General features: G+C 70.1%; 19 protein-coding genes. 11 read left to right on the top strand and 8 right to left on the bottom strand.

Annotated features, from left to right (window positions below; translation table 11 throughout):
* The first annotated feature begins 220 nt into the window (after positions 1-220).
* The gene (gene purE / locus QWY76_RS18445; RefSeq protein ID WP_290312971.1) at positions 221-730 is read left to right on the top strand and encodes a 5-(carboxyamino)imidazole ribonucleotide mutase; all 510 of its coding nucleotides are present in this window, start codon (positions 221-223) and stop codon (positions 728-730) included.
* Between the two features lie 25 nt (positions 731-755).
* Entirely contained in the window at positions 756-1868 is a 1113-nt protein-coding gene (locus tag QWY76_RS18440) for a 5-(carboxyamino)imidazole ribonucleotide synthase (RefSeq protein ID WP_290312969.1), read from the top strand.
* A gap of 68 nt (positions 1869-1936) precedes the next feature.
* On the opposite strand, the gene QWY76_RS18435 is transcribed toward QWY76_RS18440, so the two are convergent.
* Entirely contained in the window at positions 1937-2941 is a 1005-nt protein-coding gene (locus QWY76_RS18435; RefSeq protein WP_290312968.1) for a YeiH family protein, read from the bottom strand.
* Positions 2942-3052: 111 nt separating this feature from the next.
* On the opposite strand from QWY76_RS18435, the gene QWY76_RS18430 reads away from it, so the two are divergent.
* Positions 3053-3958, top strand: coding sequence for a LysR family transcriptional regulator (locus QWY76_RS18430; RefSeq protein WP_290312967.1), 906 nt, complete (start codon positions 3053-3055; stop codon positions 3956-3958).
* Here the strand turns inward: QWY76_RS18430 and QWY76_RS18425 are convergent.
* Positions 3932-4732, bottom strand: a complete 801-nt coding sequence (locus tag QWY76_RS18425; RefSeq protein ID WP_290312966.1) for a TraX family protein — start codon at positions 4730-4732, stop codon at positions 3932-3934. The two genes, QWY76_RS18430 and QWY76_RS18425, sit on opposite strands and share 27 nt — an antisense overlap.
* Positions 4733-4819: 87 nt before the next feature.
* Between QWY76_RS18425 and QWY76_RS18420 the strand changes: the two genes are divergently transcribed.
* The 7 genes from QWY76_RS18420 to QWY76_RS18390 all read left to right on the top strand — a co-directional run bounded on the left by QWY76_RS18420 (position 4820) and on the right by QWY76_RS18390 (position 14017).
* Entirely contained in the window at positions 4820-5776 is a 957-nt protein-coding gene (locus QWY76_RS18420) for a LysR family transcriptional regulator (RefSeq protein WP_290312965.1), read from the top strand.
* A 214-nt stretch (positions 5777-5990) separates the two neighbouring features.
* Positions 5991-7454, top strand: coding sequence for an ethanolamine permease (eat, locus tag QWY76_RS18415; protein ID WP_290312964.1), 1464 nt, complete (start codon positions 5991-5993; stop codon positions 7452-7454).
* Positions 7455-7533: 79 nt separating this feature from the next.
* Entirely contained in the window at positions 7534-8916 is a 1383-nt protein-coding gene (locus tag QWY76_RS18410) for a glutamine synthetase family protein (RefSeq protein WP_290312963.1), read from the top strand.
* A gap of 182 nt (positions 8917-9098) precedes the next feature.
* Positions 9099-10484, top strand: a complete 1386-nt coding sequence (locus QWY76_RS18405) for an aldehyde dehydrogenase family protein (protein WP_290312962.1) — start codon at positions 9099-9101, stop codon at positions 10482-10484.
* 22 nt (positions 10485-10506) lie between these two features.
* Positions 10507-11682: an iron-containing alcohol dehydrogenase gene (locus QWY76_RS18400; protein WP_435389004.1), complete on the top strand. Its 1176-nt coding sequence runs from the start codon at positions 10507-10509 to the stop codon at positions 11680-11682.
* Between the two features lie 210 nt (positions 11683-11892).
* A complete protein-coding gene (locus tag QWY76_RS18395; RefSeq protein ID WP_290312960.1) occupies positions 11893-12630 on the top strand; it encodes a glutamine amidotransferase-related protein in 738 nt (245 codons plus the stop codon).
* A 196-nt stretch (positions 12631-12826) separates the two neighbouring features.
* Positions 12827-14017 (top strand): cation:proton antiporter, encoded by a 1191-nt coding sequence (locus QWY76_RS18390; RefSeq protein ID WP_290312959.1) that lies wholly within the window; start codon positions 12827-12829, stop codon positions 14015-14017.
* 4 nt (positions 14018-14021) lie between these two features.
* Here QWY76_RS18390 and QWY76_RS18385 read toward each other — a convergent pair whose 3' ends face one another.
* Complete coding sequence (locus QWY76_RS18385; protein WP_290312958.1) at positions 14022-16202, bottom strand: heavy metal translocating P-type ATPase; 2181 nt, start codon at positions 16200-16202, stop codon at positions 14022-14024.
* 80 nt (positions 16203-16282) lie between these two features.
* On the opposite strand from QWY76_RS18385, the gene cadR reads away from it, so the two are divergent.
* Positions 16283-16741 (top strand): Cd(II)/Pb(II)-responsive transcriptional regulator, encoded by a 459-nt coding sequence (gene cadR / locus QWY76_RS18380; protein ID WP_290312957.1) that lies wholly within the window; start codon positions 16283-16285, stop codon positions 16739-16741.
* 118 nt (positions 16742-16859) lie between these two features.
* Here cadR and QWY76_RS18375 read toward each other — a convergent pair whose 3' ends face one another.
* The 5 genes from QWY76_RS18375 to QWY76_RS18355 all read right to left on the bottom strand — a co-directional run.
* Complete coding sequence (locus QWY76_RS18375; RefSeq protein WP_435389003.1) at positions 16860-17627, bottom strand: transporter substrate-binding domain-containing protein; 768 nt, start codon at positions 17625-17627, stop codon at positions 16860-16862.
* 125 nt (positions 17628-17752) lie between these two features.
* On the bottom strand, positions 17753-18484 hold the full coding sequence (locus QWY76_RS18370; protein WP_290312956.1) for an ABC transporter permease: 732 nt from the start codon (positions 18482-18484) through the stop codon (positions 17753-17755).
* Positions 18484-19188, bottom strand: coding sequence for an ABC transporter permease (locus tag QWY76_RS18365; RefSeq protein WP_290312954.1), 705 nt, complete (start codon positions 19186-19188; stop codon positions 18484-18486). Before QWY76_RS18365 ends, QWY76_RS18370 begins: the two co-directional genes overlap by 1 nt.
* A gap of 28 nt (positions 19189-19216) precedes the next feature.
* Positions 19217-19987: an ABC transporter ATP-binding protein gene (locus QWY76_RS18360; RefSeq protein WP_290312951.1), complete on the bottom strand. Its 771-nt coding sequence runs from the start codon at positions 19985-19987 to the stop codon at positions 19217-19219.
* A gap of 248 nt (positions 19988-20235) precedes the next feature.
* The coding region (locus QWY76_RS18355; protein ID WP_290312950.1) for a succinylglutamate desuccinylase at positions 20236-20794 on the bottom strand (559 nt) is incomplete at its 5' end.

The following is a 20794-nucleotide window of genomic DNA, read 5'->3' as shown; positions in this document are numbered from 1 at the left end:
TTGACTGCTTGTCCATGACCCTAGCAAGCCAATGCGCAGGAAGGGTGAAACCCGCTGTCGCCCGTCCGCGACGTTCGCCGTGACGACGTCCGCATGCCGCCAGGGCCCCCGGGAGAGGTAGGCGCCGCGCGGCTCTGCTAGAATAGCGGCCTTCCAATTTGCCACCCGCCCGCGGCGCCGATCGCGGGCGTCGTCATTGCCCGTTCTCGAGGAGCCCTGGATGCCTGCATCGAACGAGTCGCCACGCGTCGGCGTGATCATGGGGTCGAAGTCCGACTGGCCGGTCATGGAGCATGCCGTGGGCATGCTCGAGCGCCTGGGCGTGCCCTACGAGACCCGCGTGGTCTCGGCCCACCGCACCCCGGACCTGCTGTTCGACTATGCCAAGTCCGCCGCCGAACGCGGCCTCGCGGTGATCATCGCCGGGGCCGGCGGGGCCGCCCACCTGCCCGGCATGGTGGCCGCCCAGACGGCGCTGCCGGTGCTCGGCGTGCCGGTGGAGTCCAAGGCCCTCAAGGGCCTGGATTCGCTGCTCTCGATCGTGCAGATGCCCGGCGGCATCGCCGTGGGCACCCTGGCCATCGGCAAGGCCGGCGCCACCAACGCCGGGCTGATGGCGGCCCAGATCGTCGGGCTGCAGGACGACGACGTGCGCGCCGCCGTCGAGACCTTCCGCGCCGAGCAGACCCGGACGGTGCTGGACAATCCCGATCCGCGGCCCAATCCCTGATCGAGAGACGAGTGAGGAAACCAAGATGAAAATCGGCGTACTGGGGGCCGGCCAGCTCGGTCGGATGCTGGCCCTGGCGGGCTATCCGCTGGCCAACCGCTTCACCTTCCTCGACACCACCGGCCATCCCAGTGCCGGGATCGGCGAGGTGATGATCGACACCGACCGGCGCCACCTCGAGGAGTTCCTGGAGCGCGTCGACCTGGTCACCTACGAGTTCGAGCACCTGCCGGTGTCGCTGGTCCAGGCCATCGAGGAGCACAAGCCCGTGCATCCCTCCAGCGAGGCGATCCGGGTCTGCCAGAATCGCGCCGAGGAGAAGGCGCTGTTCGACCGCCTGGGCATCCCCACCCCGGCGTACCGCCTGGTGGAGAGTGCCGAGGCGCTGGAGGCCGCGGCCCGGGAACTGGGCACGCCGGTGGTCGCCAAGTCGGTGACCGAGGGCTATGACGGCAAGGGCCAGGCGGTACTCAAGGACCCGGCCGAGGCCACCGACGCCTGGCATGCCATCAACCATCCGCGGCTGATCGTCGAGGCCTTCGTCGACTTCGTGCGCGAGGTGTCGATCATCGCCGTGCGCGGCCGCGATGGTGAGGTGGCCTTCTACCCGATGGCCGAGAACGTCCATGTCGACGGCATCCTGCGCTACTCGGTGGCGCCCATGCCCGACCTCGACGCGGCCATCCAGCAGACCGCCGACGGCTATATCCGCGCGCTGCTCGACGAGCTCGACTACGTGGGGGTGCTGACCCTGGAGCTCTTCCAGACCCGTGACGGCGGCCTGATGGCCAACGAGATGGCGCCCCGGGTCCACAACTCCGGGCACTGGACCATGGATGGCGCCGTGACCAGCCAGTTCGAGAACCATCTGCGGGCCATCCAGGGCCTGCCGCTGGGCGACACCTCGGCGCGGCTGCCGACCTGCATGGTCAACGTCATCGGCCGCGAGGGCGAGACGGCGGCGCTGCTCGCGATCGAGGACGCCCACCTGCACCGCTACGACAAGAGCGAGCGCCCCGGCCGCAAGCTGGCCCACGTCAACCTGGTGGCGCCGACCCATGACGCCCTGCTGGAGAAGGTCAGGGCCTGCGCTGCCCTGCTGCCGGAGGCCCCGGCGCCGCGCTTCAGCTTCGAGTGACGCTCCCGCCCGGCAACACCAAGGCCGCGCCCCCGGGCGCGGCCTTCGTCGTCAGGGAGGGGGGCGATTCAGCCCATCAGCAATCGGCTCGCCAGCCCGCCCCCGGTGAGCAGCAGCGCGAACAGCGTCAGGGCCAGGATGAAGGGGCGCAGGCCCAGCGAGCGCAGCCGCTCGAGACGGGTCTCGTAGCCCAGCGCCGCCATGGCCATGGTCAGCGACAGCTGGCCGACCAGCACCAGGCCATCATGCAGCGGGGCGGGCAGGGTGACCAGGCTGTTGACCACCACCATGGCCATGAAGCCGAAGGCGAACCAGGGGATCACCAGGCCGGTCCCGGCCTCGGCCTCGGCCTCGCCGGTGGCGCCGTCGCGCCGGCGCAGCCACCACTGGCCGACGATCAGCAGGAAGGGCACCAGCAGCATCACCCGCACCAGCTTGGCGATCACCGCATTGGCCAGGGCGTCGGGGCCCACCGCCTCGCCGGCGGCCACGACCTGGGCGACCTCGTGGACGGTGGCGCCGATGTAGATGCCGTAGAGGCCTTCCTCCATGTCCAGCAGCGGGTAGAGCAGGGGATAGACCAGCATCGCCAGCGAGCCGAACAGCACCACCGTGGCCACGGCCATGGCGGTGGCGGCCGGCCGCGCGCGGATGGTCGACTCGGTGGCCAGCACCGCGGCGGCGCCGCAGATGGCGCTGCCGGCGCTGGTCAGCAGGGTGGTCTCCCGGTCCATGCCCAGCACCCGGGTACCGATGACGTAGCCGGTGATCAACACGCTGGAGATGACCAGGATATCCAGCAACAGCACCCTGGGCCCCAGCGCGGCGACCTGCTGCAGGGTCAGCGAGAGGCCGAACAGCACGATACCGGCGCGCAGCAGCCGGCGGGTGGCGAACGTGAGGCCGGGCGCGGTGTGGCGCAAGGTGCGGGTCAGCGGGGTGTTGCCGGCCAGGATGCCCAGCAGCAGCGCGATGACCAGCGGGCTGATGCCGCTGCTCGCCAGGGCCGGGAGCCGGGCCAGGCCGACGCCGGTAGCGGTCAGGGTGATGCAGACCAGCAGGCCTTGCCACATGAGCGTGTCCTCACGACGGGATGCATGTGACTATCCTAGGCAGGGTATAGCTCATATGGTTATCAACTAATAACGAACTGGCTATTCGGGAAAACCGATATGACACCCACGGTGAGTTTTCGACAGCTGCAGGTCTTCGCCGCGGTGGCGCGCCTGGGCACGGTGAGCGTGGCCGCCGCCGAGCTGAGCCTGTCCCAGTCGGCGACCAGCCAGTCCCTCTCGGACCTCGAGCGGCAGCTGGGGGTGGCGCTGTTCGAGCGACTGGGACGCCGCCTGCACCTCAACGATCTGGGCCGCCGGCTGCTGCTCCGGGCGGAGGAGTTGCTGGACGGGGTCGCCGGCTTCGTGGCCGCCGCCACCGAGCCCGAGGGACGGTTGCAGGGCATGCTCGGCGTGTCCGCCAGCGCCACCGTGGGCACCTATCTGCTGCCCGCGCTGGCGGGACGCTTCAGCGAGGCCCACCCGGCGGTGGACCTGCGGCTGCGCCTGCGCAACACCTTCGAGGTGATCACCGACGTGCTGCGCCTGGAAGCGGACCTGGGGCTGATCGAGGGGGAGTGCCGGGAGCCGAGCCTGGCCAGCGAGCCCTGGTGCGAGGATCGCCTGGTGGTGGTCGCCGCCCCCTCCCATGCGCTGGCCGGGCGGGGGCGGCTCGACGATGCGAGGCTGGCCGAGGCCGACTGGATCCTGCGCGAGTCCGGCTCCGGCACCCGCGGGGTCTTCGAGCAGGCCATGCGTGCCCGCAACGCGCCGCCCAGGGTGCGCATGGAACTCGGCCAGCACGAGGCCATCAAGCAGGCGGTGCGTGCCGGCCTGGGGCTGGGCTGCCTGTCCCGGCTGAGCGTGGCCGGCGAGCTCGCGCGCGGCGAGCTGGTCGCCCTGGACACCAGCCTCAGGCTGCGCCGGACCTTCTCGCTGGTGTGGCACCCGGAGCGCTATCGCAGCCCGCTGTGGCAGGCCTTCAAGGTGTTCCTCGTCGAGGCCCGGGCCTCAGGAGACCCCGCCGGCGAGCCATAGCCACAGGGCGATGGCCGCGAAGTGCCCGGGGTACCAGCCGAGCCACAGCCGTCGCGGCATCTGGAAGGGGACGGCCGGGGCCAGGCGGTGCGCGCCGGCGGCCAGCAGCAGGGCCGCCAGGCAGGTGGCGACGGTGAACGACTTGGCCATGTCGGAGCTGTTCATCAGCCCGGCCACCATCAGCACCGGCAGCGCCATGGCGGTGGCCGCGAGGCGCTCGCCGAGGCCGTCGCCGGCGCCGTGGAGGGCCTGCATGGCGACCATGTAGAACGGGATCATCAGCAGGCCCAGGTGGCCGTATTCGACCCAGAGCCCGGCCGCGGCCCAGACGGCAACGGCGAGTCCGGCCTCGGCGGCCAGCCGAGGACCACCGAGGGCGCCCCGCGCGAGGCGTCCCCTCAGGGCCTGCAGCCAGGTGCCGCCGGTCAGCCCCAGGGAGAGGGTGAAGCAGATGTTGAGGATCAGGCCATCCGCCGCGCGGGGCATCAGCATGTAGGGCAACTGGGCGACCAGCCCGATCACCAGGATGCGGCGGGCATAGCGCAGCGGGTTGCGGGTGTTGAAGAGCCCGTGCCAGGCGACCATGGCGGCGAACAGCGGAAAGGCGATGCGCCCGAGGGAGGCGTCCGCCCAGTCCAGGCCCCAGCGCTCCGGGACCACGTAGCGTGCCAGGTGGTCGATGGTCATGGTGAACAGGGCCAGCCACTGGCCCCAGCCGGTCCAGGTCGAGGCGGGTCGGGGGGGTGCCAGGGCGGCGCTTGCGGCTTGTGTCATCTTGCCCTCCGGTGGGTGACGATCAACGCCCGTTGACAGGCCAGCCCGCGCGGAGTTCCCTGAGGGCTGACCAGGGGAGGGGTGACGATGCGAGGCGGATTCGGGTTCGATCTGCGGAGTCTGGAAATCTTCGTCGAGACCCTCGAGCGGGGTAGCCAGACCGCCGCGGCCGAGCACCTGGGGCTCAAGCAGTCATCGGTATCGCAGAGCCTGGCCAACCTGGAGGAGGGCCTGGGCGTGAGCCTGCTGGACCGGCACTCCCGGCCCCTGGAGGCGACCGGGGCCGGGCGCTTCTTCTACGATCGGGCCAAGCGCTTGCTCGAGGAGGCCCGCGCCACCCGCCGCGAGCTCCAGGGCGGCGCCTTCGGCCAGCTGCACCAGGTGCGCATGGCGCTGGTCGACTCCCTGGCCACCGCCGTCGGTCAGCCGCTGCTCGAGGTGATCCGTCGCCATACCACCGACTACACCCTGACCACCGGGCTCTCGCACATGCACGGCCATGCGCTGCTGACGCGGCACGTGGACATCATCATCTCCGACGACCGGCTGGAGAACTACGACGGCCTGGAACGCCATGCCATCCTCGGCGAGCCCTTCGTGCTGGTGCTGCCCGGCGACTGGGCCGGCCCGGTGGACAACCTGCGCTGGCTGTCGCGGCAGCTGGACTTCGTGCGCTATACCCCCCAGTCGCTGATCGGCCAGACCATCGAGCGTCACCTGCGCCTCAACCAACTGGAGCTGCCGGCCCGCCTGCACCTGGACAACACCTACGCGGTGCTGAGCCTGGTCGCCGGCGGCGCCGGCTGGACGATCACCACCCCGCTGTGCCTCTATCAGGCCGGCCTGGAGCGCCTCGACGTCCAGGCCGTGCCCCTGCCCACCGCGCCCCTGCGCCGCGACCTGACCCTGGTGGCGCGGCGCGACGAGCTGGGCGGCCTGCCGGCCCAGCTGGCCCGCGACAGCCGTCGGCTGCTCGAACGACGCTTCCGCGGCGAACTGCAGCGCCACCTGCCCTGGGTGGTGTCGCATATCGATGGCCTCTGAGCTCCTGACACCCGTCCCACCACGGGGCCGAAGGCCCCTGTTAGGCGCCTTGGGCGGACAGTATCGATTTTTCCTATAGCCCCGGCGTCGGCCCGACCGATGCTGTTTGCGGCCTTGTTCGGGGGGGCACCACACTGGCCCAGGCTCCTGGCAATTCCCGGTCGTGGGACCCGCTCCCACCCACCCAGACAATGACAAGCACAAGGGGTATTCGATGAGCTCTTCGCACCACACCACCTCGGTGGACTACGAATCGGTCGACAAGGCCTATCTCGACAAGCGCAAGCTGAAGAAGGGCGCGGCGGGCTGGATCCTGCTGGCCAGTCTCGGCGTGTCCTACGTGATTTCCGGCGACTATGCCGGCTGGAACTTCGGCCTCGCCGCCGGCGGCTTCGGCGGCATGCTGGTGGCCACCGTGCTGATGGCGATCATGTACACCGCCATGGTGCTGTCGATCGCCGAACTCTCCTCGTCCCTGCCCACCGCCGGCGGCGGCTACAGCTTCGCGCGGCGCGCCCTGGGCCCCTGGGGTGGCTACATCACCGGCACGGCGATCCTGCTGGAATACGCCATCGCCCCGGCGGCCATCGCCATCTTCATCGGCGGCTACGTCAACGAGCTGGTCGGCCTCAACGGGCCGCTGGTCTATGCCGCCTTCTATGCGCTGTTCGTCGGCATCCACCTGTGGGGCGCCGGCGAGGCGCTGAAGATCATGATGGGCATCACGGCACTCGCGGTGGTGGCCATCCTGGTCTTCGTGGTCGGCATGCTGCCGCACTTCAGCGTCGACAACCTCTTCGACATCGCGCCCAGCGCCGGCGTGGCGGGGGCCTCGGCCTTCCTGCCCCAGGGCGTCATGGGCATCTGGGGGGCGCTGCCCTTCGCCATCTGGCTGTTCCTGGCCGTGGAGGGCGTGCCCCTGGCGGCCGAGGAGGCCGGCGATCCGGCCCGCGACATGCCGCGGGGCATCATCACCGCCATGCTGGTGCTGCTGGTGTTCGCCGCCTGCGTGCTGCTGCTGGCCCCCGGCGGGGCCGGGGCGGCGGCCATGAGCGAGCACGCCGCGCCGCTGGTCGGCGCCCTCCAGGCGGTCTACGGCAAGGAGTCCTGGGCGGCCGGCTTCGTCAACCTGGTCGGCCTGGCCGGGCTGATCGCCTCCTTCTTCTCGATCATCTACGGCTACTCCCGCCAGACCTTCGCGCTGTCCCGCGCCGGCTACCTGCCGCGCTGGCTGTCGGTCACCGGCGAGCGCAAGGTGCCCTACCTGGCGCTGATCGTGCCCGGCGCCATCGGTTTCCTGCTGTCGCTGACCGGCAAGGGCGACCTGATGATCACCATGGCGGTGTTCGGTGCCACCATCTCCTACGCCATGATGACCCTGTCGCACCTCCTGCTGCGCCGCCGCGAGCCGGACCTGGCGCGCCCCTACCGTACCCCGGGCGGCATGCTGACCTCGGGCGTGGCCTTCGTCCTGGCGATCGTCGCCTTCCTCTCGACCTTCGTGGTCAGCGTCGAGGCGGCGCTCTGGTCGGCGGTGTTCTACGCCATCATGCTCGCCTACTTCGGCGTCTACAGCCGCCACCACCTGGTGGCCCAGGCGCCGGAGGAGGAATTCGCGGCCATCGCCCTGGCCGAGCGGGAACTGGCGGACGAAGAACCGGCCCCGGACACGGTCTAACCCCCACCATCCGATACGCCGGGCCGAGCACGGGCCCGGCGGTGAATCCAACAACAACAGAGCCAACGAGGAACCCACGATGAGCCGAATGCAGGCGAGAGACATCAAGACCGCGGAGGATGCCCGGAGAATCGTCGAGGAACGCGGCCTGAGCCACGTCAAGGTGGGCATGTTCGACATCGACGGCGTGATGCTCGGCAAGTACATGCAGGCCAGGAAGTTCTTCTCGGCCCTCGAGGACGGCTTCGCCTTCTGCGACGTGGTACTGGGCTGGGACAGCAAGGACGAACTCTACGACAACGTCCGGTTCACCGGCTGGCACACCGGCTATCCCGACGCGCCGCTGCGGGTCGTCCCGGAGAGCTGCCGGGAGCTGCCCAGCGAGGGCGACGGCATGCTGCTGTTCCTGGCCGACTTCGCCGGCCCCGCCGCCGAGATCTGCCCCCGGGGGCTGCTCAAGCGCGTACTCGAGCGCGGCCGCGAGATGGGCTATGACGCCTTCGGCTCCCTGGAGTACGAGTTCTTCCTGTTCCAGGAGACCCCCGAGTCGGTGCGCGAGAAGGGCTTTCGCAACCTGAGGCCGCTGACCCCGGACATGATGGGCTACTCGATGCTCAGGAGCTCGGTGCACAGCGAGCTCTACCACGAGCTGCTGGCGCTGTCCGAGGCCATGGACTTCCCCATCGAGGGGCTGCACACCGAGACCGGCCCGGGCGTGCTCGAGGCGGCCATCGCCGTGGACGATGCCCTGGCCGCCGGCGACAAGGGCGCGCTGTTCAAGACCTTCACCAAGGTCTGGGCCCAGCGCCGCGGCCTGATGGCCACCTTCATGGCCAAGTGGTCGCCGGACTACCCGGGCCAGAGCGGCCACATCCACCTCTCGCTGCGCGAGCGCGACAGCGGTCGTTCGGCCTTCTTCGACGCCGACAAGCCCTTCCGGATGAGCGATGCCCAGCGCCACTTCGTGGCCGGCCAGCAGCAGCTGATGCCGGAGTTCCTGGCCCTGTTCGCGCCGACCATCAACAGCTACACGCGGCTGATTCCCGGCTTCTGGGCGCCCACCGATGCCACCTGGGGCGTGGAGAACCGCACCACGGCGCTGCGGGTGATCTCCGGCGGCGACGCGTCCCAGCGCGTCGAGTACCGGCTGGGCAGCGCCGACGCCAACCCCTACCTGGCCCTGGCCGCGGCCATCGGCGCCGGCCTGTACGGCATCGAGCACCGCCTGGAGCCCGACGAGCCGGTCGAGGGCAATGCCTACGAGCTGGATCACCCCGACCAACAGGCGCTGCCCGCCACCCTCTGGGAGGCCGCCCAGCGGCTCAGGGCCTCCGAGGCCGCCCGGGCCCTGTTCGGGGATGCCTTCGTCGAGCACTTCGCCGCCACCCGGGAATGGGAGGAGCGGCAGTTCCGCAAGCACATCACGGATTGGGAGCTGGACCGCTACTTCGAAATTATCTGAGGTACGCGGTAGGAGCGGCGCCGGGGACAGGTCGTAGCGGGGGTCTTCTTCCAGGGAAGGAAGAAGTAGCGTCCAGGGAGGGATTCACAGCGCCCCCGCAGAGACCTGTCGCCGGGTCAGCCGTGGTGACTCACCCATGCGACCCACGATTCTTGGCAGTGACAGAAGAGGACCGACAAGGTATGGCTCTACAACAGACGATTTCCCCGGTGGACGGCTCGGTCTATGTCGAGCGCGAGCTGGCCGACCCGGCCCGGGTGGAGGCGACCCTGGCGCGAGCGGTCGCCGCCCAGCGCGCCTGGCGCGAGACGCCGCTCGGCGAGCGCGCCCGGCGCTGCTCGGCGATGGTCGATGCCATCGTCGCCCGGCGTGACGCCCTGGCCGAGGAGCTGACCTGGCAGATGGGCCGGCCGATCGCCGCCGGCGGCGGCGAGATCGGCGGCTTCGAGGAGCGCGCCCGCGGCATGATCGGCCTGGCCGAGGGCGCCCTGGCGCCCGTCGCGCTGCCCGACAAGCCCGGCTTCACCCGCTATATCACCCGCGAGCCCCTGGGCGTGTCCTTCATCGTCGCGCCCTGGAACTTCCCCTTCATGACGGCCGTGAACGCCATCGTGCCGGCGCTGATGGCCGGCAATGCGGTGATCCTCAAGCACTCGGCCCAGACCCCGCTGTGCGCCGAGCGCCTCCAGGAGGCCTTCGATGCGGCCGGCCTGCCGGTGGGCGTCTTCCAGCACCTGCACCTGTCCCACGCGGCCACCGAGGCGCTGATCCGCGACCCGCGCATCGACCACGTCTCCTTCACTGGTTCGGTGGGCGGCGGCGCCATGGTCGAGCGCAACGCCGCCGGGCGCTTCATCGCCACCGGCCTGGAGCTGGGCGGCAAGGACCCGGCCTACGTGCGCGCCGACGCCGACCTCGAGGCCGCCGTGGACGGGGTCATGGACGGGGCCTTCTTCAACTCGGGGCAGAGCTGCTGCGGGATCGAGCGGATCTACGTGCAGCGCGAGATCTTCGACGCCTTCGTCGAACGCGCGGTGGCCTGGGTCCGCCAGCTGCGCCTGGGCAACCCCACCGATCCGGCGACCACCCTGGGCCCGCTGGTCAAGCCCGCCGCCGCGGACTTCGTGCGCGGCCAGGTCGAGGAAGCCGTGGCCGCGGGCGCCAGGGCCTGGATCGATCCCGGTGACTTCCCGCTGTCGCGCCCGGGCAGCGCCTACCTGGCCCCCCAGCTGCTGACCGGGGTGGACCACTCCATGCGAGTGATGCGCGAGGAGAGCTTCGGCCCGGTGGTGGGCATCATGCCGGTGGCCGACGACGACGAGGCCGTGGCCCTGATGAACGACAGCGACTTCGGTCTCACCGCGGCGATCTTCACCCGCGACATCGCCACCGGCGAGTCGCTGGCCCGGCGCCTCGAGGCGGGCACCGTCTTCACCAACCGCTGCGACTACCTGGACCCCGAGCTGGCCTGGACCGGCGTCAAGCAGTCCGGGCGTGGCTGCTCGCTGTCGCGGCTGGGCTACGAGACCCTGACCCGGCCCAAGTCCTTCCACCTCAAGCACGCCTGATCGAGGAGCCCTCATGAGCGACATGGACCTTTCTGCCTTCACCACGGGCTGGAACTACCCGGCCCGGATCCTCACCGGCGTGGGCCGGGCCCGGGAACTACCGGCGGCCTGCCGGGCGCTGGGCATGCACTCCCCGCTGCTGATCACCGACCCGGGCCTGGCCGGCCTGCCGATGGTCCAGGCGCTGGTGGACGCCTGCGCCGAGGCCGGATTGCGCATCGCCGTGTTCAGCGAGATCAAGGGCAACCCCACCGGGCGCAATGTCGCCGACGGGGTGGCGGCCTTCCGCGAGGGCGACCACGACGGGGTGATCGCCTTCGGCGGCGGCTCCGGCCTGGACGCCGCCAAGGCGGTGGCACTGATGGCCCGCCAGCGCGACGACCTCGCGCTGTGGTCCCTGGAGGACGTCGGCGACAACTGGCGGCAGGCCGACGGCGACGCCGTGGCCCCGGTGGTGGCGGTGCCCACCACCGCCGGCACCGGCTCGGAGGTCGGCCGTGCCTCGGTGATCACCGACGAGGACGCCCACGTCAAGCGCATCATCTTCCACCCGGCGATGGTGCCGGCGACGGTGATCCTCGACCCCGAGCTGACCACCGGCCTGCCGCCGGCGATCACCGCGGCCACCGGCATGGACGCGCTGTCGCACTGCATGGAGGCCTGGTGCTCGCCCAACTACCACCCCATGGCCGAGGGCATCGCCGTGGAGGGCATGCGGCGCATCCGCGACTACCTGCCTCGAGCCTACGCCGATGGCCGTAATCTGGAGGCGCGCATGAACATGCTGGTGGCCTCGATGATGGGCGCTACCGCCTTCCAGCGCGGGCTCGGCGGCATGCATGCCCTGGCGCACCCCCTGGGGGCGCTCTACGACGCCCACCACGGCACCCTCAACGCGGTGCTGATGCCCTATGTGCTGCGCGCCAACGAGCGGGCCATCGGCGAGCCCATGGTGCGCCTCTCGCGCTACCTCGACCTGCGCCAGCCGAGCACCGTGGCCGTCATCGACTGGGTGCTCGAGCTGCGCGAGCGGCTGGGCATCCCGCACACCCTCGCCGCGCTGGACATCGATACCGGCCAGGCCGAGCGGGTGGGGGAGATGGCCGTCGCCGACCCGTCCTCGGGATCGAACCCGATCGCCTTCGGGGCCGGCGAGTACCGGGACATCTTCGTGCGGGCCGTCGAGGGGCGCCTCTAGCCGCCTGTCGGGCTTGATCGATCGTCGCGAGATTCACGGATTTCGAGACGATTTTATCGATCGAATGAGGCGAATAGCGCGCTATTTAACGAATCCGATCGAATGAAAGTGGCCGTAAGCCCGGGGTTCGCAGTAGATCAGCGTGAAGTCCGACAGGCTGCTAGGCCGCGGCGTCGGGCGGCAAACACAGACAGACAGGGAGACAGGCCGATGCGCATCGGACTGCTGCAATGCGATGACGTGGCGCCGGAGTTGCGCGAGCGCCACGGCAACTACCCGGCCATGTTCGAGCGGCTGTTCACCGCGGTGGACCCGACCGTCGAGTTTCGGGTCTGGCGCTGCCTGGATGGCGAGCTCCCCGATGACCCGGACGCCGTGGATGCCTGGCTGACCACCGGCTCCAGGTTCGGGGTCAACGACGGCCTGGCCTGGGTCGAGGACCTGTGCGGCTTCGTGCGCCGTCTGTGGGCGGCCGACAAGCCGCTGGTCGGCATCTGCTTCGGCCACCAGCTGATCGCCAAGGCGCTGGGCGGCAAGGTCGTCAAGAGCGAGCGGGGCTGGGGCGTGGGCATGTCGTTCAACCGGGTGAGTGGCCGCACCGCCTGGATGGCGCCCTGGCAGGAGGGCCTGGACCTGGTGGTCAGCCACCAGGACCAGGTGGTGGCGCCACCCCCCGATGCCCGAGTGCTGGCCGGCAGCGACTTCTGTCCGGTCTACCTGATGCAGGTGGGCGAGTGCTTCCTCGGCGTGCAGGGCCATCCGGAGTTCGCCAAGCCCTACTCGGCGGACCTGATGGCCCTGCGCCGCGACCAGGTCGGCCCCCAGCGGGTCCGCGAGGGCCTGGCGTCCCTCCAGGCCCCGGTGGACGATGCGCTGATGGCGCGCTGGATCCTCGCGTTCATGCGCCGGGCCCGTGTCGAGACGGTCGCCGGCGACCAGCCGCGATGACCCGGCAGGCTCCCCGGTCGTCGGTCACTCGCCGGGCGATGGCCCGCCGCGCGCCCTTGAGGCAGGACAATACGCCGGGTCGGCTCTCGTGCTAGCCTCGCCCTGAGTCGTCGGATGCGTGCCACGCCGGAGCGCGGCACGCCCCCCCTTCCCATCGACCGCCATCGGTGCACAAGGACCCGTGATCGAATCGACCATGACCGGAGTGCTCAGCGACCTGCCGCCGACCTCGGCAGCCCTGATCCTGTTGGGCGTGCTGCTGTCCTCGAGCATCTTCGCCGATGCCGTGGCGAGCCGGACCCGGCTGCCGAGGATCTCCCTGCTGGTGATGGTGGGCGTGGGGGTGGCGATCGTCCAGCAGCTGTGGCTGGAAGCGCCGGACGCCCGCCCCCTGGACGGGCTCGGCGAGCCCCTGGTGCAGGTGGCCCTGGTGATGGTGGCCTTCCTGCTGGGCGGCGAGCTGACCCGGGAGCGGCTGCGGCTGACCGGGGCGCTGATCCTGATCGTCTCGCTGTCGGTCGTCGTGGTGGGCGCCCTCGCCGTGGGCCTCGGCCTGCTGGGGCTGGGCTTTCCGCTGGTGGTGGCCGTCTCGCTGGCCGCCATCTCGGTGGCCACCGACCCCGCCGCGGTCCAGGAGACGGTGCATGCCAGCGGCGACACCCGCCTGCGGGCGCGGCTGCTGCTGGGCATCGTGGCCATCGACGACGGCTGGGGCATCGTCGTCTTCGGCCTGGCCATGGCGGCGCTGGGCTGGACGCTGAACGGTGCCGGCGGGGGCGAGCGGGCGCTGCTGGAGGCGGCCTGGGAACTGGGCGGCGCCGTGCTGCTCGGCACCCTGATCGGCCTGCCCGCGGCCTGGTTGACCGGCCGCCTGGCCCCGGGCGAGCCGACCCAGGTCGAGGCCATCGCCCTGATCCTGCTGCTGGCCGGCGTGTCGTCCTGGCTCGGCGTCTCGTCGCTGCTCGCCGCCATGGTCAGCGGCGTGCTGGTCGCCAACCTGTCGCGTCATCACACCCGCTCGTTCAACGAGATCGAGCATATCGAGTGGCCCTTCCTGGTGTTCTTCTTCGTGCTGTCCGGGGCCAGCGTGGATCTGTACCGCCTCGACGAGGCCCTCGCCCTGACCCTGGCCTATATCCTGCTGCGCCTGCTGGGCCGGCTGCTCGGCGGCCTGCTGGGCGTGCGCCTGGCTCGGGAACGCCAGGCCGACCTGCCGCGCCACATCGGCCTGGCGCTGACGCCCCAGGCCGGGGTGGCCATGGGCATGGCCCTGCTGGCCGCCGAGCGCTTCCCCGAGCATGGCGCGGTCCTGCTCTCGACGGTGGTGGCCTCGACGGTGGTCTTCGAGATCCTGGGCCCGGTGCTGGTGCGTCGCGTCCTGCGCTGAGTCCTCAGCGGTGACGAGTGCGCAGCAGGCGCAGGCCGTTGGCCACCACCAGCAGGCTCGCGCCCATGTCGGCGAACACCGCCATCCACAGGGTGGCCTGGCCGGTGAAGGCCAGCACCAGGAACACCGCCTTGAGGCCCAGGGCGACGACGATGTTCTGGATCAGCACGGCCCGGGTGGCCCGCGACAGCCGCAGGAAGGTCGGCAGCTTGCCCGGGTCATCGTCCATCAACGCCACGTCGGCGGTCTCGATGGCCACGTCGCTGCCGGCCGCGCCCATGGCGAAGCCGATGTCCGCCCGGGCCAGCGCCGGGGCATCGTTGATGCCGTCGCCGACCATGCCGGTCACGCCCCGGTCGCCGAGGGCCTGGATGGCGGCGAGCTTGTCCTCGGGCAGCAGTTCGCCCCGGGCCTCGTCGATCCCGGCCTCGGCGGCGATGGCGGCCACCGTCGGGGTGGCATCGCCGGAGAGCACCAGGGTCTTCACGCCCAGGTCGTGCAGGGCGGCGATGGCCGGCTGGCTGCCGGGCTTGAGGGCGTCGCGCAGGGTGAACAGGGCCCGCACGCCCCTCGCATCGCCCAGTAGCACCACGCTGTCGCCCCGTTCGGCCAGGGCGTCGAGCTCGGCGGCCAGCGCCGGGGTGCCGAGGCCGCGTTCGGCCATCATCCGGCGATTGCCCAGCCACAGGATCTCGTCGTCGATCTCGCCCTCCACGCCCCGGCCGGGATGTTCCCGGAAGCCATGCACCTCGGCCTCGTCGGCCTCGTCGGCCAGGGCCAGGTGCACCGCCCGGGACACCGGGTGGGTGGAGCGTCCGGCCAGTCCGGCCGCCTGACGGGCGAGGGGGGCGCCCTCGATGGCATCGAGGGGACGCCAGTCGGCCAGCCGCGGCTCGCCCCGGGTCAGGGTGCCGGTCTTGTCCAGGGCCAGCCAGGCCAGCCGGTGCCCCTGCTCGAGGAAGCGCCCGCCCTTGATCAGGATGCCGGCCCGGGCGGCCGACGACAGGGCGCTGACGATGGTCACCGGGGTGGAGATCACCAGGGCGCAGGGGCAGGCGATCACCAGCAGCACCAGGGCCCGATAGACGCCCTCCAGCCAGGCACCGGGGAACAGCAACGGCCAGGCGATGGCCGTGAGGACGGCGAGGCCCAGCACCGCCGGGGTGTAGATCGCCGAGAAGCGATCGATGAAACGCTGGGTCGGGGCTCGGCTGGCCTGGGCCTGTTCCACCGCATGGATGATCCGCGCCAGGGTGCTGTCATCCGCCAGCCGTGTGGTGCGGTAGTCGAAGTCGCCGTGGCGGTTGATCGTCCCGGCGAAGACCGCCTCGCCGGGCCCCTTGTCGCGGGGCAGGCTCTCGCCGGTGATCGGCGACTCGTCCAGGGTCGGCTCGCCGCGCACGATCTCGCCGTCCAGAGGCAGGCGCTCGCCGGGCAGGACCCGCACTGTCTCGCCCACGGTGACCTCGGCGGCAGTCACGCGCTCCCAGTCGCCCGCCGGGGTGCGACGACGGGCCTGGTCGGGGGCGCCGTCCAGCAGCGCCCGGATGGCCCCCCGGGCGCGGTCCAGGGAGCGGGCCTCGAGACGCTCGGCCAGGGTGAACAGCACCATCACCATGGCGGCCTCGGCCCAGTGACCGATCAGCAGGGCGCCGGTCACCGCCACGCTCATCAGGGCGTTGATGTTGAGGCTGCGATGGCGCAGGGCCACCCAGCCCTTGCGCCAGGTGGGCAGGCCGACCAGGCCGATGGCGGCGAGGGCCAGCGGGGGGGACAGCCAGGCGCCGCCCGGCCAGGCGGTCCAGCCGACCAACTCGGCCGCCAGCGCCAGGCCGATGGCGAGCGCCATCCGTCCCCAGGGGGCGTGCGGGGTTGCCGGGGGCGCGTCGACCTCGTCCTCGGGGCGCGGCGTCATGCCCAGCTCGCGTATGCACCGGTCGAGCTGCGCCGGGTCGGCCCCCTGATGGTGGATGCTGAGTACCCGGTTCATCAGGTCGAAGTCCAGGGTGTCGACCCCGGGGACCCCGGCCAGTGCCTTGCGCAGCAGGGCCTCCTCGGTGGGGCAGTCCATCTCGGCGATGCGGCGGCGCAGGGTGGTCGTGCCCGGCGGGGCGGCGACGGCCTCGCGGGCGGCCTCGGCGGGGCCGCCGCAGCAACCGGCATGGCGGGAATGGGCGTCGGTCATCTCGCGCTCCGTGTCGGGGTGTCTTGTGTGATGACACAGCCTATAGGCACTATAGGGTCAAGTCCTCAATGGAGCCCGGCATGAAGATAGGAGAACTGGCGCGACGCTCCGGCTGCCGCGTGGTGACCATCCGCTACTACGAGCGGGAAGGGCTGTTGCCCGCGCCCGCGCGCAGCGAGGCCAACTACCGCCTGTACGGCGAGCTCCATGTCGAGCGCCTGGCTTTCATCCGCCATTGCCGGGCGCTGGACATGACCCTCGACGAGATCCGCGCCCTGCTGGATTGCCACGACCATCCCGAGCGGCCCTGCCAGGACGTCAACGACCTGATCGATGCCCACCTCGACCATGTGGCGGCGCGCATCGCCCAACTCCAGGCCCTGGAAGGTGCGCTGGAGACGCTGCAGGCCCGCTGCCGGGAGCCGCGCTCGGCCGGCGAGTGCGGGATCCTCGATGCCCTGGCGCACACGCCAGCGGCGACGCCGAGCGTTCCGGAGGCCGGCGACGACCATGTGCCGGGGGTGCATCCTCGGGTCTGACCGGGGATCGGCGAGGCCGCGTCACTGGCATACGCACGGCTCGAAACGCCAACGGCCCCGACACTGTCGGGGCCGTTGGCATATGGGACGAGAGGCGCGGCTTGCTCGCCCGAAGCCCTTACTCGCCGAAGTACTCGGCGTAGATCTCCTCGTAGGTGCCGTTGTCCTTGAGGGTGGCCAGCGCCTCGTTGAAGGCCTGGGCCAGTTCCTCGTCACGCTGGCGGAAGGCGATGCCGAAGCCTTCGCCGAAGTACTCCTTGGGCTCGGTGATCTTCTCGCCCACCACCTTGTAGTCGCCGGCCTCGCTGTCGAGCAGGGTGGACTTGCCGATCGGGAAGTCGAGGAAGACGGCGTCGAGACGGCCGGAATCCATGTCCAGCACCATGTCGTCGGCGGTGGCGTAGCGGTTCACGTCGGCTACGTCGCCGTACATGTCGGTCACGTAGTTGTCCTGCAGGGTGCCGCGCTGCACGCCGATGGTCATGCCCTCGAGGGTCTCGTCGGAGGGGGTGCCGATCTCTGCGTCAGCGGGCGCGAACCAGGCCGACGGCGGGGTGATGTAGGGATCGGAGAACAGCACCTGCTCGCGACGCTGCTCGTTGATGGTCATGGACGACATGATGGCGTCGTACTTGCGTGCCTGCAGGCCGGGGATGATGCCGTCCCAGCCCTGGACGACCCACTCGCACTGGATGCCGATCTCGGCGCACAGCGCATTGCCCAGCTCGATATCGAAGCCGGTCAGCTCGCCGTCCGGCGTGCGGTACTCCATGGGCTCGTAGGGCACGTCGACGCCGATGCGGATGTCGCGGATTTCGGCATTGGCGCTGCCGGCGATCATCGCGGCGCCGAGGACACCGAGGCTCAGGATCTTCTGGATCTTCATGGGTGTTTCCCCTTGTTGTTGGTGGTTTCACCTTGTGGGTGATGACCCGCCCACGATAGCCGATGCCGGGGCGGGTCGAAAGGGTCGATTCGAACGATAGTTCCCAACGCTTGTTTTACGCTGCCTCAGCCGCTCGCCGGCTTGAGATGGGCCAGCAGGCGCTTCTCCAGGTAGCGGAACAGGTAGAGGATGGCGAAGGTCAGGCACAGGTAGATCGCCGCGACGAACAGGAAGGCGTCGAAGGGCGCATAGAAGCGGGCATAGACGAAGCGTGCCGCCCCGGTGAGGTCCATGATGGTCACCACGCTGGCGATGGCGCTGGCGTGGAGCATGAAGATCACCTCGTTGCCGTAGGCCGGCAGGGCGCGGCGGAAGGCGCTGGGCAGCACGATGCGCCGCATCATCAGTCCCCGGGACATGCCGTAGGCCCGGGCGGCCTCGATCTCCCCCTTGGGCGTGGCCTTGATGGCGCCGCGGAAGATCTCGGTGGTGTAGGCGGCGGTGTTGAGGGTGAAGGCGATCAGTGCCGGCACGAAGGGCTTCTCGAGGATCACCCACAGCCAGCTCTCCTGGATGCCCTCGACGAACACCACGCCGTAGTAGATCAGGTAGAGCTGCACCAGCAGCGGGGTGCCGCGGAACACGTAGCAGTAGAAGAAGATCGGCAGGCGCAGCCAGGCCTTCTTGGAGCCGCGGCCGATGGCCAGGGGCACCGCCATCACCAGACCGATGATCAGCGAGAGGAACACCAGCTGGACGGTGGTGGTCAGGCCCTGGCCGTAGTAGGACAGCGTCTGCAGGGTGAAGATGCTGTTGTCGGCCAACTGGGCCTCGAGCCAGTTCATCAGGGCTTCCATCAGTCTGCCTCCCCATAGCCGATGTCATAGCGCTTCTGCAGCCGCGCGAAGCCCCACTCGGAGACGCTGGCGATCAGCAGGTAGATGGCGGCGACGATGATCATGAAGGTGAACGGCTCGCGGGTCGCCTTGGAGGCCTCGGCGGCCACCCGGACCATGTCGGACAGGCCGATCACCGAGACCAGGGCGGTGGTCTTGAGCAGCACCATCCAGTTGTTGGACAGCCCCGGCAGGGCGTGACGCATCATCTGCGGGAAGCGGATGCGCCGGAACACCAGCCAGTGGGTCATGCCGTAGGCGCGGCCGGCCTCGATCTGGCCGCTGTCCACGGCCAGGAAGGCGCCGCGGAAGGTCTCGCCCATGTAGGCGCCGAAGATCAGGCCGATGGTGATGACGCCGGCGACGAACTCGTTGACGTTGATGAAGATGTCCACGTCGAACTGGGTGTACAGCCAGTCGGTGAACATGTTGATGCCGATCTGGCCGCCGAAGAACAGCAGCATCATCAGCACCAGGTCGGGCACGCCGCGGATGATCGTGGTGTAGAGGGTGGCGAGGCGGCGCAACGGCCAGCTGCGCGACATCTTGGCGCTGGCGGTGAGCAGGCCGAGGATCACCGCCAGGATCAGCGACAGGATCCCCAGCTCGATGGTGATCAGGGCGCCTTCCGCGAGGCGGGGGCCGTAGCCATGCAGGTCGATCATGTGTCTCTCCTTGTCCCGGGCCGCCCCGTCAGTGCTTGGGCGCCAGGAACTGCTTGAGGCGCTCGGACTTGGGGTTGCCGAGGACCTCGGCGGGCGGCCCGGCCTCCTCGACCTGGCCCTGGTGCAGGTAGATGACCTGGGTGGAGACATCCCGGGCGAAGGCCATCTCGTGGGTGACCACGATCATGGTGCGGCCTTCCTCCGCGAGGTCGCGCATGACCTTGAGCACGTCGCCGACCAGCTCCGGGTCCAGCGCCGAGGTGGGCTCGTCGAACAGCATCACCTCCGGGTCCATGGCCAGCGCCCGGGCGATGGCGCCGCGCTGCTGCTGGCCGCCGGACAGCTGGGCCGGGTAGTAGTCGGCGCGCTCGGCCAGGCCGACCCGCTCGAGCAGCGCGCGGGCATGTTCGGTGGCCGCCTGCCTGGACTTGCCGAGCACGTGCACCGGCGCCTCGATGACGTTCTCCAGCAGCGTCATGTGGGCCCACAGGTTGAAGCTCTGGAAGACCATGGAGAGCCTGGCGCGCATGTTGACGACCTGCTTCCAGTCCGCCGGCTCGCGGCCGTGCCGGGTCTCCTTGAAGCGGATCTGCTCGCCATGGACGAACAGCTCGCCTTCGTTGGGCTGCTCCAGCAGGTTCATGCAGCGCAGGAAGGTGCTCTTGCCGGACCCAGAGGCGCCGATCAGGGTGATGACGTCACCCTTGTGGGCCTGCAGGGAGAGTCCCTTGAGGACTTCGGTGTCGCCGAAGCGCTTCTTGATGTTCTGCACTTCCAGCGGGATCGGGGTATCGGCCATGAAACGGGCTCCAGTTCAGGGGGTCGCCTAGCGGGTACAGGACAATGCGGCTGGCGCGAAAAGGGGGCGATTCTAACAGGCGCGCGGTGTGACGGCAGGCGCTGTTGTCCGTATGGTCATGCGACCTTAGTCTAAGCGGCAATGGCTTGTTGTCATGAATTGTCTCCAGATAATTGTTGTTCTTTGGCATTTCTTGTTGCTGAAAGGCGATTATCGTGGTGATCGTCCGCCTCGCCGGGCTGGCTCGGTCAGCCTGTCCCCGGCGCCGGCAGCGCCGTCACCAGCAGCGCGGCCCGGGCGCCGATCTCCACCCGGGCGTTGGGGAAGACCACCCGCAGCGGCGTCTCGCCCACGCGGAAGGGACCGGCCTCGGCATCCTCGGCCAGCAGGGTGCCGGGGGCGAATTCGGTGAAGTTGGGCGTGTCGTCGGCAAAGCACAGCCGGAAGTTCCGGGAGGCGCGCTCGAGCTCGTGCTCGACGCGGAAGAAGGCCATCGCCGCGGCCGGGCGGGTGTCGGGAGCGCGCCCCGCCAGCAGCGCCGCCAGCAGCCGCCCCATGGGCGCGAGCGGCGCGAGGTCGTTCTCGCCGAAGGGCCGGGCCCTGCCCAACTCCAGGGTGAAGGCCTGGGCCCCATGGTAGTGCTTCGAATAGTGCGAGAAAGTCCAGCTGTGGCAGTGCTGGTGCAGCACGGCCTGGATGCCGGCGCCGGCCAGCCAGCGCCACTGCTCGGGGGTGGTGACCGCCTCGGCATGCGGTTCGACGGCGAAGCGCGGATACTGGCTGTCACGGATCGCCGTGTGCAGGTCG

The organism is Halomonas maura, from assembly GCF_030409305.1.
GTDB classification, from domain to species: domain Bacteria; phylum Pseudomonadota; class Gammaproteobacteria; order Pseudomonadales; family Halomonadaceae; genus Halomonas; species Halomonas maura.
Note: the sequence above shows the minus strand (reverse complement) of the source record. Positions and strands in the feature narration are given on the sequence as shown.

Coding starts and splice junctions, on each gene's coding strand:
- QWY76_RS18360 (WP_290312951.1), bottom strand. CDS start 19,987: ATGGCCGATACCCCGATCCCGCTGGAAGTGCAGAACATCAAGAAGCGC.
- QWY76_RS18410 (WP_290312963.1), top strand. CDS start 7,534: ATGAGCCGAATGCAGGCGAGAGACATCAAGACCGCGGAGGATGCCCGG.
- QWY76_RS18365 (WP_290312954.1), bottom strand. CDS start 19,188: ATGATCGACCTGCATGGCTACGGCCCCCGCCTCGCGGAAGGCGCCCTG.
- QWY76_RS18375 (WP_435389003.1), bottom strand. CDS start 17,627: ATGAAGATCCAGAAGATCCTGAGCCTCGGTGTCCTCGGCGCCGCGATG.
- purE (WP_290312971.1), top strand. CDS start 221: ATGCCTGCATCGAACGAGTCGCCACGCGTCGGCGTGATCATGGGGTCG.
- QWY76_RS18400 (WP_435389004.1), top strand. CDS start 10,507: ATGGACCTTTCTGCCTTCACCACGGGCTGGAACTACCCGGCCCGGATC.
- cadR (WP_290312957.1), top strand. CDS start 16,283: ATGAAGATAGGAGAACTGGCGCGACGCTCCGGCTGCCGCGTGGTGACC.
- QWY76_RS18395 (WP_290312960.1), top strand. CDS start 11,893: ATGCGCATCGGACTGCTGCAATGCGATGACGTGGCGCCGGAGTTGCGC.
- QWY76_RS18405 (WP_290312962.1), top strand. CDS start 9,099: ATGGCTCTACAACAGACGATTTCCCCGGTGGACGGCTCGGTCTATGTC.
- QWY76_RS18370 (WP_290312956.1), bottom strand. CDS start 18,484: ATGGAAGCCCTGATGAACTGGCTCGAGGCCCAGTTGGCCGACAACAGC.
- QWY76_RS18420 (WP_290312965.1), top strand. CDS start 4,820: ATGCGAGGCGGATTCGGGTTCGATCTGCGGAGTCTGGAAATCTTCGTC.
- QWY76_RS18390 (WP_290312959.1), top strand. CDS start 12,827: ATGACCGGAGTGCTCAGCGACCTGCCGCCGACCTCGGCAGCCCTGATC.
- QWY76_RS18440 (WP_290312969.1), top strand. CDS start 756: ATGAAAATCGGCGTACTGGGGGCCGGCCAGCTCGGTCGGATGCTGGCC.
- QWY76_RS18435 (WP_290312968.1), bottom strand. CDS start 2,941: ATGTGGCAAGGCCTGCTGGTCTGCATCACCCTGACCGCTACCGGCGTC.
- eat (WP_290312964.1), top strand. CDS start 5,991: ATGAGCTCTTCGCACCACACCACCTCGGTGGACTACGAATCGGTCGAC.
- QWY76_RS18425 (WP_290312966.1), bottom strand. CDS start 4,732: ATGACACAAGCCGCAAGCGCCGCCCTGGCACCCCCCCGACCCGCCTCG.
- QWY76_RS18385 (WP_290312958.1), bottom strand. CDS start 16,202: ATGACCGACGCCCATTCCCGCCATGCCGGTTGCTGCGGCGGCCCCGCC.